The organism is Embleya scabrispora DSM 41855 (assembly GCF_000372745.1).
Lineage (GTDB): Bacteria > Actinomycetota > Actinomycetes > Streptomycetales > Streptomycetaceae > Embleya > Embleya scabrispora.
In genome coordinates this window covers 1-15,216 of record NZ_KB889730.1, presented here as the reverse complement: position 1 = coordinate 15,216, position 15,216 = coordinate 1, and the positions used below count along the sequence as shown (strand labels likewise).

Below are 15,216 nucleotides of genomic sequence, written 5' to 3'. Positions count from 1 at the left end.
GGGTCAGGCGGTCATCGCGAGCCGGAAGCGCACACACTTGCCGCCGGGTTCGGGGACCGACTCCCAGCCGTCCGCGAGTGATTCGACCAGCAGCAGGCCGCGGCCGCTGGTGTCGTCGTCGCCGGCCTCGACCACCTGTGGCGTCCGGCTGTCCGTGTCGTGCACCTCGATCCATACGCACGCGGCGCCGTCGGGGGCGCGATCTCGGCGGACCACGACGCTGAACGGGCGTCCCAGGCCCGCGTGGCGTACGGCGTTTGTCGCCAGTTCGGAGGCGAGAAGTACGGCGATGTCGGACAAGGAGTCGAGCTCCCAGACCGTCAGAGCCACGCGGACATGCTCCCGCACGGCGGACACGCACGCGGGCATCGCCGGCAGCGTGATGGTCGGGCTGATCTCGTCCTCTGCATCCGCCACTTCCGCATCGGCCAGGGTGGTCATGCAGCTACCTCCTGTTGCGTGGGCTGCGTTTGCCCCCGCAAGCGGCCCCGCCCCGTCCGGTCGCTTTAAGTGATCTTGTAAGCGCGTAAAGTGAGGGTGCTCGGTAGGATGCTCCACGAAACCCGGTGGTGCAACTCTCGCCGCCACTTCGGTGTCCGCGTGTACACGGTTCACCCGATCGGGCGATGTCCCCGGCCCTCACATGGAGGAAGCGGGTTCTGCTCGCCCGTCGGCGTGGCCTCGACGAGTCAGGGGTGACGGGCCGATGGCGACCTTGTCGCAGGAAACCCACGCGCCGACATGGCGACGGAGCTCCTACAGCAGCGTGCAGGGGAACTGCGTCGAAGTGGTGAACCGTCGCCCCTGTGAGGTGGTGGTGCGCGACTCCAAGCAACGCGCCTGCGCCGTCCTGCGGTTCACCGACCGAGAGTGGACCCACCTGTTGGTTGCCCTTGTCGGGCGCCGAAATTGACGGTCAATCAGAAGCGGCCGCGGTGAGCACCGGCGGATCGCTGCGGCGGAAGACGTGTGCCAGGCGCGGCTCGACGATCGACCCGGGCACCTCGCCGTCGAACCAGCGGTCCACATGCGCCCAGTGATAGGGGTTCAGCAGATACTCGCCGGTCAGCCCCTCGACCGTGGCGTATTCCTGCTCCCACACATGCGTCCACGGCGACGCCGGCCCGGCCCGCCCCGCCACCCTGGAGAGCGCCCACGAACGGATGGTCGCGATGTGCTCCGGCATCGCCGACAGATCCGCCTCGAACTCCGCGAGCACGTCGGTGGATGTGCCGTCACGCACGGTCAACAACAGTGTGCGCTTGATCCGGGGCCCGGTCAGCGGCACGAACCCGGCGCGCACCGGACACAGCGCGACCGCCTCGGCACGCGTGGGCAGTTCGGGAGCGGCGTTGGCGTCGAGATCCCACGAGAAGCCGTGCCCACCGACGCTGCCGGGCAGATCCGGACCGGCCGAGCGCACCCCATCGAGACCGGAACCGGGCATGGTCGCGGCCAGCACCACCCAACGTGTCATGCGTGTGCTCCGGTGCCGTGTACGGTGCGGCCCGCCTCGGTGGGGGCCGCGGCGGCGGAATCGGTCTCGGTGGGATTCGTTTCCGCCGCACCGGACTTGGGGCCCGTCCCGGTGGTGGAGGCCGCGTCCGGGGCCGCCGGGTCCGGCTCCGGCGCGTCCACGAATTCGGGCATCGCCGGTTGCAACGCTCGACGTTGCCGATTCAACGCGTAGCGGTCGGTGGCCGCCCAGAACGCCGCGACGTCCGGGTCGGCCGCCGCGGCACCACGCATCCTGTAGAAGGCGCGAATGCCCGGCAACACCCACAGAATGTGCACGGTGGTCGCGTCCCGGCCCGCCGGCGAGCGCCAGACCCGTTCCAACCGCATCCCGCGCCGCTGCGCGCCGGGCAGGTAACGATCATGGAACTGGCCCAGCCACAGCGCCACCTGATCGTTCGTCAGGGTGACCTGGTCGAGGATGTTCACCGTCTCGGGGGCGGGTTCGGCGGTGGTGTTCACAACTTGTCCAGGACTGCCTCGCGGTACTGCGCGATCCGCTCACGCAGCGTGTCCAGTCCACCCGGCCCGGCCAGTTCGGCGGGGTTGGGCGCGAACACCAGGCGGCTCGCGCCCGCGTCGGTGAACCGACGTACCCAGTTCGGGTCGTGCTGGAGGTCCCGGTCGCACGAGCCGGGCCACGCGGTGATCTCGACCGCGTCCTCGGCCCGACCGGCCGAAGCCGCCGACGCGCGCAACAATTCGGCGCGCGCCTCGAACTCTTCGGCGGTGATCGTGTACGGGAACCAGCCGTCGCCGATCCGACCCGCTCGGCGCACGGCGGGCTCGCTGTTGCCGCCCAGGATCACCGGTACCGTGCCGCGTTCGGGGCGCGGGAGGCAGTGCACCCGCTCGAAGGTGGTGAAGCGGCCGCGGAAGGTGGCGGGAGCGTCGGCCCACAGCGCGCGCATCGCGCCGACGCACTCCTCCAGTCGGGCGCCGCGCTCGGCGAAGGACGCGCCGACCGCGGCGTATTCCTCCTTCTGCCAGCCGATGCCCAGGCCCAGCATCAATCGGCCCGCCGAGTGTCGGTCGATGGTGGCGACCCGCTTGGCCAGCACCACCGGGCTGTGCAGGGGGGCGACCACCATCGCGGTACCGAACCGCAACGTGCGCGACGCGCCCGCGAGGAAGGCGATGGTCTCCAGCGGGTCGGGCATCGGCACGACGCCGGCGGCGCTGGGGGTGCGACCGGAATCCGAGTACGGGTACAGGGGTTCGTAGTCCTCGGCGACCACGACGTGTTCGACGGTCCATACGGATTCGACGCCGCACTCCTCCAGCGTCCCGGCGAAGTCGCGCAGGAAGCCGCCGGAGGTGATCAGACCGTCCGCGAAGGGCGCCATCACGCCCAGCTTGATCGTCATTCTGACGCCCTTTCAGATCCCGTGCCCGCACCCTGCCTCGGCGGGCGTGCGAGCGCAAGACCCGACCGACGGTGTCGTTGGACACGCGGCCGAAGGCCCGTCGACCTCGCCTTTCGTCCCGCCGCGGGGCGGCGCGCGGGTGTCGCATGCCGCGTGCGCCCGCCATCGGGGCGCGGGCGCACGCGGTTTGTGAGGGCAGCTCGGCAGAGCGAAGGAAGGGGCCGGTCGGGGGGAACGGGACTACGAGAGCTCGACGAGTTCGTCGTGGCGATACAGCGGGCGCAAGCCGTCGGCGAAACGCACCGTGTACCACTGGTACGGGGACAGCGGCGGCCGATGCGCGTCCGCGAAGACCTCGCACACCTCGCCGATGTGCCCGGTACTCAGACCCACCTGCACGAGCACGCGGGTACCGACCTCGAATCCCTGCAGGCGGGTGGCTCCGCCACGAACATGCTCCTGGGTCCTCGTCGTCGCGTCGCCCATGACGGGCACCGCCCTTCTGCCGATGGGTAGTTCACTCAGCTGTCGAGAACAGTTCCCGTACCCGCTATCGGGCCGCGCGAGCACGCTCTTGAGACGAGGACTCCGTTCGCGCGCGGACTTCACCCGGAAGGAGCGCTCGGGTGGCGCGGGCGAGCCGGCAGGCTTTCGATGTGGACGTCTTGTTGTGGGTCACCGCCGTGTCCGGCCTCGCCTGGCTCTATCTGACGCTGTGCCATGGCTGGTTCTGGCGCACCGACGTGCGCCTGGCGGGCTCGACCGGGACGGCGGCCGACGCCGCGTCGGTGGCGGTGATCGTGCCCGCCCGGGACGAGGCGGCGGTGCTCGGCGACAGCCTGCCCACGCTGCTCGCGCAGGACTTTCCCGGCCGGGCCCGGGTGCTCCTGGTCGACGACGGCAGTACCGACGGGACCGGCGAGGTGGCCCGGCGGCTGGGTGCGGCCGGCCGGGTGTCGCTGACCGTGACCTCGCCGGGCGATCCGCCGGCGGGCTGGACCGGCAAGGTGTGGGCGCTGCGGCACGGCGTCGAGTCCGTCGGCGAGGTGGATTGGATCCTGTTCACCGACGCGGACATCGCGCACGCGCCCGATTCGCTCGCCCGGCTGGTCGGCGAGGCCGAGCGGGACCGGCTCGACCTGCTGTCGGTGATGGCCCGGCTGCGCACACACACCCGGTGGGAGAAGTTGATCGTGCCCGCCTTCGTGTACTTCTTCGGCAAGCTCTTCCCGTTCCGCCGGGTGAACCGGCCGAACTCGCGGGTCGCGGCCGCCGCGGGCGGTTGCGTGCTGGTCCGGCGCACCGCCCTGGAGCGGGCCGGCGGCGTGGCGGCGATCCGGGACGCGGTGATCGACGACGTGTCGCTGGGCACCGCGATCAAGCGCTCCGGCGGCCGGATCCGACTGGTGCTCGCGGACCCCGCACACCACGTGGACAGTGTGCGGCCCTACCCCGCGCTCGCCGACCTGTGGAACATGGTCGCGCGCAGTGCGTTCGCCCAGCTGAGGCATTCCTGGCTGTTGCTCGCGGGCACGGTGGTGGGCCTGGCCCTGGTCTATCTGGCCGCACCCGTCGCATTGTTCGCCGGGATCGTCGGCGCACACGCCCCGCTCGCACTGCTCGGGCTCGCCGTGTGGGCGCTGATGACCGCGACCTACGTGCCCATGGTGCGCTACTACAAACGGCCCGCCGCGGCGGCGGTGTTGCTGCCGTTCGCGGCCACGCTGTACCTGGGCATGACCGTGCACTCGGCGGTTCGGCACGCCCGCGGGCGGGGTGCGGCGTGGAAGGGTCGCACGTACCCGGCGCCAGCCGAATAGGCTCCGTGCGTGCCCAGCCCAGACTCCACGGCCCGTCCCTATCGCGACGGCGTCCCCGAACACGGCCGTGTCCCCAAGTCGTACACGGTGAAGATGAGCCTGCTCCAACTCATGGACGAGTTGGGCGAGGACGCGTTGTTGCCCTCCGAACGCGAACTCGCCGCGACCTACGGCGTCGCCCGCAGCACCCTGCGGGCGGCGATCGGCGAGTTGGTGATGGAGGGCCGGCTGCGCTCCGCCCGCGGTCGGGGCACCTACGTCGCGCCGCCCAAGCTCATGCAGCCGGTCAGCCTCGGCAGCTACACCGAGGCGGTGCGCTCGATGGGACTGACCCCGGGCCGCCGCGTGGTCACCCTCGAACACCACGTCGCGCAGTCCGACCTGGCCGACCGGCTGCGGATCCGCACCGGCGACCTGACCGTGCACCTGGAGCGGGTGCTGCTCGCCGACGACGAGCCGATCGGCCTGGAGAGCACCTACCTGCCGCTGGACCGTTTTCCCACGCTGTTGGACGTCCTGCGCCCGGAGGGCTCGCTGTACCTGTGCCTGCAGAAGGACCTGGGCGTGGTGTTCGCGGAGATGGACGAGACCGTGGAGACGGTGCTGGCCGCGCCGCGCGAGGCGCTGCTCCTGGAGACCAACCCGGCGCTGCCGATGTTGCTGGTGATGCGCACGTCCTACGACCCGGAGGGGGTGCCCATCGAGCGGGTCCGGGCGCTGTTCCGAGGGGACCGGATGGGTTTCGCCACGCGCCTGCGGGCGTAGGCTCGGCGGGTTTGATAACGAGAAGATAACAGGTTCGGACCTTAACGGACTGTTCACCCGGGCGACATATCGCCTCCGCATGCTCGGCATCGACCACTCCCAAGCTGGTCGCATTCGCCCCCGAGAACGTGGAGGAAGCCGGTGCGAGTCATCGTCGTCGGAGGTGGCGTGCTGGGCACCATGCACGCCTGGCAGGCCATCGATCGAGGTCACGAGGTCGTGCACATCGAGCGCGAGCGCGAGGCGCGCGGTGCTTCGGTGCGCAATTTCGGCCTGGTGTGGATCGGTGGCCGGGCCGGCGGCGACGAACTGCACACCGCGCTTCGGGCCAGGGAGCTGTGGGAGCGGATCGGCGCCGACGTGCCCGGCACCGGCTTTCGGCCCAACGGCTCGCTCACCGTGTGCCGAGGCGCCGAGGAGGTCGCGGTGGCCGAGGCGGCCCTCGCCCTCCCCGACGCCGCCGAGCGCGGCCTCAAGCTGCTCACCCCGGGCGAGGCCCGAGAGCACAACCCGGCGCTGCGCGGCACCTTCGACGCGGCGCTGTGGTGCGAGCGGGACGGCGCGGTCGAGTCCCGGATCGCGCTGCCCGCGCTGCGCGCGCACCTCGCGGCCGGCGGCCGCTACACCTGGCTGCCCGGCCGCGAGGTGCGCGACCTGCTGCCGAGCGGCACCGGCGTGCGCGACGACCACGGACACAGCCACGAGGGCGACCTGGTGCTGCTGTGCACCGGCGCCTGGCTGACCGGCCTGGTCCGCGAGCTGGCCCCCGAACTGCCGGTGCGCCGGGTACGCCTGCAGATGATGCAGACCGACCCGCTCGACGAGCGGCTGACCACCTCGGTCGCCGACGGCGACAGCTTCCGCTACTACCCGGCCTACGCCGGCACCGCGCTGGAAGCGCTCCGGAGCGCCCACCCGCAGGCACCGGTGCCCGCCGAACACCGCATGCAGCTGCTGATGGTCCAACGCCTGGACGGCGGCCTGACCATCGGCGACACCCACGAATACGACGAGCCGTTCACCTTCGACGTGGACTCCGCGCCCTACGAGCACCTGGCCGAGGTCGCCGCAGGGCTGCTCGGCCGCCCGCTGCCGGCCGTGCGCCGCCGCTGGGCCGGGGTGTACGCGCAGACCACCGACACCGCCCGCGTCGTGCACCGCGAGCAGGTCGCCCCGGCGACCTGGCTGGTGACCGGCCCCGGCGGACGCGGGATGACCTGCTCACCCGCCATCGCGGAACACACCGCGAACCTCGCCGGCCTCTGAGGCCGGACAGGTCCCGCCGCCGTGGCCGCGCACCGACCCGCCGCGCCGGCCCCATCCCGCCACCCGTCGCCGAAAGCCCAACCGGAGCACTACTCATGACGCACTTTCAACTCGCCGTCCTGGACATGGCCGGCACCACCGTCGCCGACGACGGCCTCGTCGTCGAGGCGTTCACCCGCGCGATCGGCGCGGCCGGAGTCGAGATCGGCTCCGCCGACTTCGAGCGCAAGCTCGATTACGTCGATGCCACCATGGGCGAGAGCAAGATCACCGTCTTCCGGGCCCTGCTCGACGGCGACGAGGAGCGCGCGCAGGCCGCCAACCTCGCGTTCGAGGCGGCCTACGCCGACCTGGTGGCGCAGGGCCGCTGCACGCCGATCGACGGCGCCGAGGACGCGATCCGCGCACTGCGCGCGGCGGGCGTCAAGGTTGCCCTCACCACGGGCTTCGGACGGCCCACCCAGGACGCGATCCTGGCCGCGCTCGGCTGGACCGACCTCGCCGACCTGACCCTGTGCCCGGCCGACGCCGGGCGCGGCCGGCCCTACCCCGACCTGGTGCTCACCGCGGTCTTGCGGCTGGGCGTCGAGGACCTGCGCGCGGTCGCCGTGGTCGGCGACACCGCGTTCGACGTGCTCACCGGGCTGCGTTCCGGCGCCTGCGTCGCCGCCGGTGTGCTCACCGGCGCACACGACCGCGCCGCGCTCGAAGCGGCCGGCGCCACCCACGTACTCGGCTCCATCCGTGACCTCCCCGCCCTGCTCCAGGGCTGATTCGTCTTTTCGAAAGGGCGATTTCCCATGCGACGCATCCTCGGCCTCACCGCCGCCGCCACCGTGGTCGTGTTCACCGCGACCGCCTGCGGCGGGACCGGCGGGAGCGGCTCGGACGACACCAAGCCCGCCGCGAACGCCGCCCCCGGAAGTGCCCCGGCCAAGGGCTCGGGCAGCGTGACCGTCTACTCCGTGGACGGGCTCGCCGACTGGTACACCAAGCGCTTCGCGGACTTCGAGAAGAAGACCGGGATCAAGGTCAACCTGGTGGAGTCCGGGTCCGGCGAGGTGGTCACGCGCATGGAGAAGGAGAAGGGCAACCCGCAGGCCGACGTGGCGATCACGCTGCCGCCGTTCATCCAGCGCGCGGCCCAGGCGGACCTGCTCACCGCGTACGCGCCGGCCGGCGCCGACAAGGTGCCCGCGACCTCGAAGGACGCGCAGGGCCGCTTCGTGGCGGTGGTCAACAACTACGCGTCCTGGATCTACAACCCCGACCGGGCCAAGCCCGCGCCGACCAAGTTCCAAGAGCTGACCGACGGCCGGTTCAAGTCCAAGCTCCAGTACTCGACCCCGGGCCAGGCCGGTGACGGCACCGCCGTGCTGATCCAGCTCCAGCACCTGTACGGCAAGCAGGGCGCGCTCGACTACCTCAAGCGGCTCGAGTCGAACAACGTCGGCCCGTCCTCCTCCACCGGCAAGCTCCAGCCCAAGGTCGGCAAGGGCGAACTCAGCGTGGCCAACGGCGACCTGCAGATGAACCTGGCGTCGATCCACAACGACAAGTCCGACTTCAAGGTCTGGTTCCCGGCGGACGACGCGGGCAAGGCATCGACGTTCGCGCTGCCGTACTTCATGGGCCTGTCCTCGGGTGCCCCGCACGCCGACGCCGGCCGCAAGCTGATGGACTACCTGCTCTCCCCGGAGGCGCAGACCTCGGTCTCCGCCGACGCGCTCGGCCTGCCCGCCCGCGAAGACGTCAAGCCGACCGACGCCAACGCCGCCGAGATCGCCAAGGCCCTGGAGGGTGTGGAGATCTGGGCGCCGGACTGGGACACGGTCCTCAAGGACCTGGACGCCGACCTGACCGCGTACAACAAGGCCGTCGGTCGCTGAGTCGACCGAGGCTCGACCCACACCCCAAGGAAACCGCGGACAGGGAGGGAACCCGCATGACCGCACCAGCCATCGAGCGCACCGAGGCGAGCACCGTCGGCGCCGCGCCGGCCGCAGCGGCGATCGGCATCCAGGATCTGACGGTCCGCTACGGATCCGTCGTGGCCCTGGAGGGGCTGAGCCTGGAGGTCGCCCGCGGCGAGACGGTCGCGCTGCTCGGCCCGTCCGGCTCGGGCAAGTCCACGGCGCTCAAGGCGGTCGCGGGTTTCCTCCGGCCCGCCTCCGGGCGGATCACCCTGGCCGGACGCGATGTGACGTACGAACCGCCGAACAAGCGCGGGATCGGCGTCGTCGTGCAGAACTACGCGCTGTTCCCGCACATGCGGGTCGCGGACAACGTCGCGTTCGGCCTCAAGGCCCGCCGGGTGCCGCGCGCCGAGGTGACCCGCCGGGTCACCGAGGCGCTGGACATGGTGGGCATGGCGAGCTATGCCCGGCGCTATCCCCGCGAGTTGTCCGGTGGGCAACAACAACGGGTGGCGATCGCTCGGGCGTTGGCCATCCGCCCGCCCGTACTGCTGCTCGACGAGCCGCTGTCCGCGTTGGACGCGACGCTGCGGGCCGACCTGCTCGGCGAGTTGCAGCGGCTGCGGGCGGACCTGCCGGACGTGGCGATCATGTACGTGACGCACGACCAGACCGAGGCGCTCGCGCTCGCCGACCGGATCGCGGTGATGCGCGACGCGCGGCTGGTCGACCTGGACGCCGCGGATCGGCTCTACCGTCGCCCGCCCAGCGAGTTCACCGCCTCCTTCCTGGGCGCGGCCAACCTGCTCGGCGCGCGGGTGCTCGCGGCGTGCGCGGCCGGGGACGACGCGGTCGAGGTCGCGGTGGGCGGACTGACCGTCGCCGCCGATCCCACCCGCGCGTTCGCCGAGGGCGAGCGGGCGCTGCTGGTGGTCCGCCCGCACAGCCTCGAGGTGACCGCGGTCGACCACCCGGACACGCTGTCCGCGACGCTCACCGCGACCCAGTGGCGCGGCGCCGACTACCGGCTGACCTGCGTGCTCGACGGCGCGTCGGGGCAGTCGGGGCAGTCGGGCCGGGAGATCCGGATCGATGTCACCGACCTGGCCGAGGTCCCGGCACTGGGTGAGCGGCTCGGCGTGGCGCTGCCCGCCGAGCCGTGCGTCCTGGTCCCGGCGGGAGTGGCCGGATGACCGCGACCCTGACCGAATCGCCGATCGCGGCCGAGCCGGTCCCGGTGCCGGTGCGCGCGAGCAAGGCCCGCGGCGGCGCGTCCCGTGCGCTGTGGGTGCTCCCGCCGCTCGTGCTCGCCGCCGGATTCTTCCTCTATCCGCTCGCGCTCGTGGTCAAGCAGTCCTTCGTCGACAAGAACGAGCACGTGGGCCTGGACGTGTGGCGCGACGTGCTGAACTCGCCCTCGTTCGGCGACGCGCTGTGGAACACGGTCGAGATCGCCGTACTGTCCACGCTCGGCTGCCTGGTGGTCGGTTTCTTCCTCGCCCTGGTGCTGTCCTTCGTCCCGTTTCCCGGTGCCCGTGCGGTCGGTCGGATCGTGGATACCGTGCTCGCCTTCCCGTCCTTCCTGATCGCGCTGGCGTTCACCTTCCTGTACGGCACGGCGGGCGTGGTCAACGCGGCGGCGGACAACCTCGGCCTGGGCGAACCGCTCGTCGGCTTCCTGTATTCGCCGTGGTGCGTGGTGCTGGCCGAGATCACCTTCTACACCCCGTTCGTGATGCGCCCGCTGCTCGCCGCGTTCGCGCTGGTGCCCCGGGACCGGCTCGACGTCGCGGCCTCGCTCGGCGCCGGACCGCTGCTGGTGATCCGCCGGGTGCTGCTGCCCGAGGCATGGCCCGCGCTCGCGGCCGGCGGCAGCCTGACCCTGCTGCTCACCCTCAACGAGTTCGGGATCGTGCTGTTCATCGGCGCCAAGGACGTCACCACGCTGCCGATGCTCGTACACGCCAAGGGCGCGGTCACCTTCGACTACCCGGGCGCGTGTGTGGTCGCGGTGGTCGAGGTCGCGCTGTCGCTCACGCTGTACGCGGTCTACCGATTCGTCTTCTCCCGGACAGGAGCCGGCCGTGCTGGTCTGGTCGCGTAGCGGACGCGCCTTCGTCTGGGCGCTCTTCGCACTCGTCTTCGCCCCACTCGTGCTCGCCCCGCTGGCGATCCTGGGCATCGCCGCGTTCGCCGGCGACTGGAACAGCGTGCTGCCGGCGTCCTGGACGAGCGAGAACATCCGCGAGGCCACGGCGGGCACCAACTACGACAGCCTCGTGGTCAGCATCGAGACCGCGTTGGGCGCGTCGCTGATCGCGATCGTGGTCGGCACCTGGGCCGCGATCGCCGCCCGGACCGCGCCGCGCTTCGTCCGCCGGCTCACCGACGCGGTCTTCCACCTGCCGGTCGCCGTGCCGTCGGTGGTGGTCGGACTCGGCATGCTGGTGGCCTTCAGCGACGGCCCGATCCTGCTCAACGGCACCAAGTGGATCGTCATCGCGGCCCACGCGGTGTTGGTGGTGACGTTCGCGTACTCCACGGTGTCGGCCGGACTCGACCGGACCGACGCGGCCTTCGCGGACGTGGCCGCCTCGCTCGGCGCGAGCGCCGCCCGGGTGCTGCTGCGGGTCCGGCTGCCGATGTTGCTCCCGTCGATCACCGCGGCGGCGAGCCTGGCGATCGCGCTGTCGATGGGCGAGGTCGGCGCGACGATCATGGTCTACCCGGCCGAGTGGCGGACGCTGCCGGTCTCGGTCTTCACCCTGACCGACCGGGGCAAGGTGCTGCTCGGCTCCGCGGTCACCGTGGTGCTGCTGGTGGCGACCTTGATCGTGCTCTTGCTCGTCGGCCTGCTCAAGGGCCGGGTGGAGGAGCGCAAGCGGCGACGGTAGCGGTCCGGCGTACCCGGTTCGCGTGAATTCAGTTCCGGCCGAAGGTACGCGCGGGCGGAGCCGGTGACGCGACCGCGCCGGCGTCGTGCACCACGGCCGCCCCGCCGGGGAAGTCGGCCAATGTGGAGCCGTGCTCGACCCGTCCCGGGAACGGGTCGGCGGCAGTGCGCCGGGCCAACTCGGCGACCGGCAGCTCGCCGTGCGAGGCGATCAGGACGACATTGCCGAACCGCCGCCCGCGCAACACCGCGGGGTCGGCGATCAACAGCAGATTCGGGAACACCGAGCGCACCGTCGCCACCTGCGACCGGACGAAATCGAGTCGCCCGCCGTCGGCCAGGTTCACCGCGTACACCCCGTCGGGGGCCAGCGTCCGGGCCACCTCGCCGACGAACTCGGCCGACGTCAGATGCGCGGGCACCCGGGAATCGGCGAACACGTCGACCACGGCGAGATCGAACACCGCGTCCGGCGCCTTGCCCGCCACCTCGCGGGCATCGCCGGTGCGTACCCGGATCTGCCAGTTCTTCTCCCACGGCAGTTCCCGCCGGACGAACTCCACCAACTCCGCGTCCAACTCGGCCACCTGCTGTCGCGACCGAGGCCGGGTGGCCGCCACGTAGCGGGCCAGAGTGAGTCCGCCGCCACCGAGGTGAAAGGCCCGCAACGGCTTGCCGGTGTCCGCGATCAGGTCGACCACGTGGCCGAGCCGACGCACGTACTCGAACTCCAACCACGTCGGGTCGCCCAGATCCACGTGCGACTGCGGTGATCCGTGCAGGCGCAGCGTCCACGCCCCGGCCCGATCCGGATCGGGCTCCAACTCGGCGCTGCCGGAACCCACCTCGGCGCGGACCGGCTCGGGCGCGCGACCGCGTCGACGCTGCTTGTCTGCCATCCGACCAGTATCGAGCCGGTCGGTGCCCGAGGTGGACCGTCCCGGTCCGAGCTCGGATCGGGACGGTCCAGGCACCTCCGCCGAAGGATCAGCGGCCGGTCTTGACGAAACGCTCCAGCCGGTCGTCCGCGCCACCGCGCAGGGTGCGGTCACCCGTCACGGCGGAGACGGTGATGTTCCCCTTGTTCAGCTCGGTCCAGTCGGCGTGCCGCTTGGTCTCCGGCCGGCAGAAGGTGCCCGGTACCTCGCAGTCGCCCTGGCCGATCGCGAAGGTGTCGCCGCCGGGCGCGGCCGAGTACCGGATCGCGACCACGGTCTCGGTACCGATCTCGGTCCACACCGGTCGGCCGGGCAGCTTCCCCGGCACCACGTTCGGGTGGTTGATGCTGATCACGTATTCGTCCGACAGCGCCTTGCGATCCTTGAGCTGCGCCACATACGAGGGCAGGAAGTCGGCGAACGCACGGTAGGTGGCCGGGGTCACCTTGAACGACTCCATGTCGAAGCCGCCGCTGAGCGCGATGGCCGGCTTGCCGTTGTCGATCGCGGCGATGGCGGCGCCCAGGGTGCCCGAGTCGTTGGTGACGGAGGCGACGTTGGGCCCGGAGTTGATCCCGGTGAGCACCAGGTCGGGGCCGTCGTGCCAGCCGACCTTGGCGGCGAGTCCGCCGCGCAGGGCAAGCCGCACGGTGTCCACGGGGGTGGCGCTCGGGGTGGTCGGGCCGCACGTGGCGTCGCCCTTGCACACACCGAAGACGGCTCCCTTGCTCGGGGCCTGGGCACAGTCGCCCTCGAAGCCCGCCGGCATGGCGGTGCGCCTGGACACGGTGAGCGCGCCGTTGCCGGTGGCCGCCGTGCCGAAGCCGCTCATGAATTGCCAGGGCGCCATCACCACGACGTCCGCCCCGGCGGCGCACAGCGCTCGGCGTACCTCGTAGACGCCCCGGCCGTCGCCGCCGTCGGCCTTGGCGTTCTGCATCGAGTCGTCGTTGCTCAGCAGGATTCGCATCCCGGCTACGGACGGGCGGTGGTCGCCGTGGCCGGGGGCCGCGTCGGCACTCCCGGTCAGGGCCAGGAGCAGGGCAGCCGCGCCGAGCGCGGCGGGCAGGGCGGCGAAGCGCTTCCGCTGAAGCTTCATGGTTCCTCGACTCGATGTCATACCGAATACGGAGGAATCGACAGTCGAGTGCTCACGACTCGAACACTCGCGGCCGATTCAGGTGCGAGTGAACGTAGAAGCTGAACCTAGTGAGTGAAAGGTTTGAGACCTAAGCGTTACCAATAAGCCTGAGTCGAGGACTCTCCGTAGGCGGAAGAGCACGCCACGAGCAGCTCTCGGCGGCGAAGAAGCACTGGGATCGTCCGACGACGTCGCCGGCGTCGACGGGTTCGTACGCTCCGGGGCCGTCCACCGGATCGAAGTCCAGATAGAAGAGATCGCCGTACGTCTCATCGGTGAATCGCGAGAGCACCGGGTCGAAATAGAGCATTCCGGAGAAACCCTTGCCGTGTTCGACCCGGTAGTCGCGAAGCCCCGAGAGGGTGAACTCGACAGGAATCCACGGCCAGCCGTGTTCCCGGTCCCGGGCGTCGACCAGGACGCGTGCCGTGGCCCCGCCCGGGCTGAACGGGTCATCGATCTGTACTCGGGTGACACACCCGTTCCCGAAGTCGAACAAGCCCAGGAGATCGCCCAGGCTGTCCGGGGTGAGCAGGGACATGGGGCCCTCCGGTCGGCGGCGGTGCAGTTCGGTACTCCACACCAATCATTACGAGTGGTGCGCCGCCACCGTACGGAAGTATCGAGCCGACCGCGCTCGCGATCAGACCCGGCCGACCAGACGGGAGATCAGCGCACCGGCAGCGAGGTAGACCACTGCGGCCAGTCCCTGGTTCACCGCCACTCGTGCCTTGTCGTTGTCGGGGGTGAAGAGGTCCCTCGACCAACGGGTCAGCCAGTCCGACCAGTCGGCCATGGTCTCCACCGCGCTGTTGGCGGGATTGGCCTCGAAGACGAACAGAATGATGTGGAGGACGATGACGACTGCGATCGCCGCGGCCACGATGCTGACGACCGTCGCGATCGGGTTCACTCGTCGTGCAGTAGAGGTCACCATGCCGGGAGTCTGCTCGGGTTCGAACACCCGAAACGGAGCCACCTCGTGCCGGTTTGCAGTCGGCCCCGACCCCCGGTAGGGTCCTCCAAGTTGCCCGACAGGGAGACCTGAGACAGACGCGAGCCTAGGCGCCCGCGCTGGCTGGTCCCGGGGCGGCCATTCCGATCACTTGAACCGGGTGTGATGCGCATGCGCATCACACGCGTCGTTCCGTGTCGGGTGTCCCCGCAGATTGCCGGAACGCACATTGCTGCCGATTAGACGGTGGGAAATGCGATCCGCTAATGTTCGGGGCGTCGCAGAAAGCAGCGGGAAGAACAAATTTCCGAAGCCGAAGCGGTGAGCGAAGCGGGTCGAAAAACCTGCTAAGCTCGAAGAGCCGGAAGCCAAGGAAACGAGAGTTTCGAAGGCGGAAAGCAACGGACGAAAAGCGGGTCGCAGGATCTGCTAGAGTCCGGAAGGCGGAAAACGCGGAAACGCGGTGGAAGCCGAAAGCGAGGAAAGCGAAGCCGCCGAAACGGTGTGCTANGCTGGAGACGCGAAAGCGAAACAAAAGAAACACAACGAAACACCTGAACGTTAAACGCCCGGAGGGCGCGGTTGACTCCGCACCAAAGGAAGCGTCCGTTCCTTGAGAACTCAACAGCGTGCCAAAAGT

The 15,216-nt window shown here is 70.6% G+C and carries 18 protein-coding genes; 9 read left to right on the top strand and 9 right to left on the bottom strand.

Translation table 11 applies throughout. The features are described 5' to 3' along the window. Nucleotides 1-3: 3 nt before the first annotated feature. The gene (locus tag A3IC_RS60745; protein WP_020557012.1) at nt 4-441 is read right to left on the bottom strand and encodes an ATP-binding protein; all 438 of its coding nucleotides are present in this window, start codon (nt 439-441) and stop codon (nt 4-6) included. Between the two features lie 202 nt (nt 442-643). Here A3IC_RS60745 and A3IC_RS66375 point away from each other — a divergent pair, with 202 nt between their 5' ends. Then, nucleotides 644-913, top strand: coding sequence for a DUF397 domain-containing protein (locus A3IC_RS66375; protein ID WP_321184053.1), 270 nt, complete (start codon nt 644-646; stop codon nt 911-913). Nucleotides 914-916: 3 nt separating this feature from the next. Here A3IC_RS66375 and A3IC_RS63630 read toward each other — a convergent pair whose 3' ends face one another. The 4 genes from A3IC_RS63630 to A3IC_RS0147050 all read right to left on the bottom strand — a co-directional run bounded on the left by A3IC_RS63630 (nt 917) and on the right by A3IC_RS0147050 (nt 3,368). Beyond that, nucleotides 917-1,477, bottom strand: coding sequence for a Dabb family protein (locus A3IC_RS63630; RefSeq protein ID WP_020557011.1), 561 nt, complete (start codon nt 1,475-1,477; stop codon nt 917-919). Further along, nucleotides 1,474-1,977, bottom strand: a complete 504-nt coding sequence (locus A3IC_RS60735) for an NIPSNAP family protein (protein WP_020557010.1) — start codon at nt 1,975-1,977, stop codon at nt 1,474-1,476. Before A3IC_RS60735 ends, A3IC_RS63630 begins: the two co-directional genes overlap by 4 nt. Continuing rightward, on the bottom strand, nt 1,974-2,882 hold the full coding sequence (locus A3IC_RS60730; protein WP_020557009.1) for an LLM class F420-dependent oxidoreductase: 909 nt from the start codon (nt 2,880-2,882) through the stop codon (nt 1,974-1,976). Before A3IC_RS60730 ends, A3IC_RS60735 begins: the two co-directional genes overlap by 4 nt. A gap of 240 nt (nt 2,883-3,122) precedes the next feature. Beyond that, nucleotides 3,123-3,368 carry a hypothetical protein gene (locus A3IC_RS0147050; RefSeq protein ID WP_020557008.1) on the bottom strand — a complete coding sequence of 82 codons (246 nt, stop codon included), beginning with the start codon at nt 3,366-3,368 and terminating at the stop codon, nt 3,123-3,125. 170 nt (nt 3,369-3,538) lie between these two features. Between A3IC_RS0147050 and A3IC_RS0147045 the strand changes: the two genes are divergently transcribed. The 8 genes from A3IC_RS0147045 to A3IC_RS0147010 all read left to right on the top strand — a co-directional run bounded on the left by A3IC_RS0147045 (nt 3,539) and on the right by A3IC_RS0147010 (nt 11,543). Then, on the top strand, nt 3,539-4,702 hold the full coding sequence (locus A3IC_RS0147045; RefSeq protein WP_020557007.1) for a glycosyltransferase: 1,164 nt from the start codon (nt 3,539-3,541) through the stop codon (nt 4,700-4,702). A gap of 87 nt (nt 4,703-4,789) precedes the next feature. Then, complete coding sequence (locus A3IC_RS0147040) at nt 4,790-5,467, top strand: GntR family transcriptional regulator (protein WP_020557006.1); 678 nt, start codon at nt 4,790-4,792, stop codon at nt 5,465-5,467. Nucleotides 5,468-5,608: 141 nt separating this feature from the next. Beyond that, on the top strand, nt 5,609-6,733 hold the full coding sequence (locus A3IC_RS0147035) for a TIGR03364 family FAD-dependent oxidoreductase (protein WP_026219556.1): 1,125 nt from the start codon (nt 5,609-5,611) through the stop codon (nt 6,731-6,733). A 95-nt stretch (nt 6,734-6,828) separates the two neighbouring features. After that, nucleotides 6,829-7,506, top strand: a complete 678-nt coding sequence (locus A3IC_RS0147030) for a phosphonatase-like hydrolase (RefSeq protein ID WP_020557004.1) — start codon at nt 6,829-6,831, stop codon at nt 7,504-7,506. 27 nt (nt 7,507-7,533) lie between these two features. Continuing rightward, nucleotides 7,534-8,622, top strand: coding sequence for a 2-aminoethylphosphonate ABC transporter substrate-binding protein (locus A3IC_RS0147025; RefSeq protein WP_020557003.1), 1,089 nt, complete (start codon nt 7,534-7,536; stop codon nt 8,620-8,622). Nucleotides 8,623-8,678: 56 nt separating this feature from the next. Next, nucleotides 8,679-9,842 carry an ABC transporter ATP-binding protein gene (locus tag A3IC_RS0147020; RefSeq protein ID WP_020557002.1) on the top strand — a complete coding sequence of 388 codons (1,164 nt, stop codon included), beginning with the start codon at nt 8,679-8,681 and terminating at the stop codon, nt 9,840-9,842. Beyond that, nucleotides 9,839-10,753: a 2-aminoethylphosphonate ABC transporter permease subunit gene (locus A3IC_RS0147015; protein ID WP_020557001.1), complete on the top strand. Its 915-nt coding sequence runs from the start codon at nt 9,839-9,841 to the stop codon at nt 10,751-10,753. The genes A3IC_RS0147020 and A3IC_RS0147015 overlap by 4 nt, the downstream gene beginning before the upstream one ends. Next, nucleotides 10,734-11,543, top strand: coding sequence for an ABC transporter permease (locus A3IC_RS0147010; protein ID WP_020557000.1), 810 nt, complete (start codon nt 10,734-10,736; stop codon nt 11,541-11,543). The genes A3IC_RS0147015 and A3IC_RS0147010 overlap by 20 nt, the downstream gene beginning before the upstream one ends. A 28-nt stretch (nt 11,544-11,571) precedes the next feature. Here A3IC_RS0147010 and A3IC_RS0147005 read toward each other — a convergent pair whose 3' ends face one another. The 4 genes from A3IC_RS0147005 to A3IC_RS0146990 form a co-directional block, all read right to left on the bottom strand. Beyond that, on the bottom strand, nt 11,572-12,441 hold the full coding sequence (locus A3IC_RS0147005) for a spermidine synthase (protein WP_020556999.1): 870 nt from the start codon (nt 12,439-12,441) through the stop codon (nt 11,572-11,574). An 88-nt stretch (nt 12,442-12,529) separates the two neighbouring features. Next, nucleotides 12,530-13,579 carry a 5'/3'-nucleotidase SurE gene (locus tag A3IC_RS60725; protein WP_020556998.1) on the bottom strand — a complete coding sequence of 350 codons (1,050 nt, stop codon included), beginning with the start codon at nt 13,577-13,579 and terminating at the stop codon, nt 12,530-12,532. A gap of 130 nt (nt 13,580-13,709) precedes the next feature. Next, nucleotides 13,710-14,162 (bottom strand): hypothetical protein, encoded by a 453-nt coding sequence (locus tag A3IC_RS0146995; protein ID WP_020556997.1) that lies wholly within the window; start codon nt 14,160-14,162, stop codon nt 13,710-13,712. A gap of 102 nt (nt 14,163-14,264) precedes the next feature. Then, complete coding sequence (locus tag A3IC_RS0146990) at nt 14,265-14,558, bottom strand: hypothetical protein (protein ID WP_040878645.1); 294 nt, start codon at nt 14,556-14,558, stop codon at nt 14,265-14,267. Between the last annotated feature and the right edge of the window lie 658 nt (nt 14,559-15,216).

Bases quoted from the DNA above. Each gene is read 5' to 3' on its own strand.
- A3IC_RS60745 (WP_020557012.1), bottom strand. From the start codon at position 441: ATGACCACCCTGGCCGATGCGGAAGTGGCGGATGCAGAGGACGAGATC.
- A3IC_RS66375 (WP_321184053.1), top strand. From the start codon at position 644: ATGGAGGAAGCGGGTTCTGCTCGCCCGTCGGCGTGGCCTCGACGAGTC.
- A3IC_RS63630 (WP_020557011.1), bottom strand. From the start codon at position 1,477: ATGACACGTTGGGTGGTGCTGGCCGCGACCATGCCCGGTTCCGGTCTC.
- A3IC_RS60730 (WP_020557009.1), bottom strand. From the start codon at position 2,882: ATGACGATCAAGCTGGGCGTGATGGCGCCCTTCGCGGACGGTCTGATC.
- A3IC_RS0147050 (WP_020557008.1), bottom strand. From the start codon at position 3,368: ATGGGCGACGCGACGACGAGGACCCAGGAGCATGTTCGTGGCGGAGCC.
- A3IC_RS0147030 (WP_020557004.1), top strand. From the start codon at position 6,829: ATGACGCACTTTCAACTCGCCGTCCTGGACATGGCCGGCACCACCGTC.
- A3IC_RS0147025 (WP_020557003.1), top strand. From the start codon at position 7,534: ATGCGACGCATCCTCGGCCTCACCGCCGCCGCCACCGTGGTCGTGTTC.
- A3IC_RS0147020 (WP_020557002.1), top strand. From the start codon at position 8,679: ATGACCGCACCAGCCATCGAGCGCACCGAGGCGAGCACCGTCGGCGCC.
- A3IC_RS0147015 (WP_020557001.1), top strand. From the start codon at position 9,839: ATGACCGCGACCCTGACCGAATCGCCGATCGCGGCCGAGCCGGTCCCG.
- A3IC_RS0147005 (WP_020556999.1), bottom strand. From the start codon at position 12,441: ATGGCAGACAAGCAGCGTCGACGCGGTCGCGCGCCCGAGCCGGTCCGC.
- A3IC_RS60725 (WP_020556998.1), bottom strand. From the start codon at position 13,579: ATGAAGCTTCAGCGGAAGCGCTTCGCCGCCCTGCCCGCCGCGCTCGGC.
- A3IC_RS0146995 (WP_020556997.1), bottom strand. From the start codon at position 14,162: ATGTCCCTGCTCACCCCGGACAGCCTGGGCGATCTCCTGGGCTTGTTC.
- A3IC_RS0146990 (WP_040878645.1), bottom strand. From the start codon at position 14,558: ATGGTGACCTCTACTGCACGACGAGTGAACCCGATCGCGACGGTCGTC.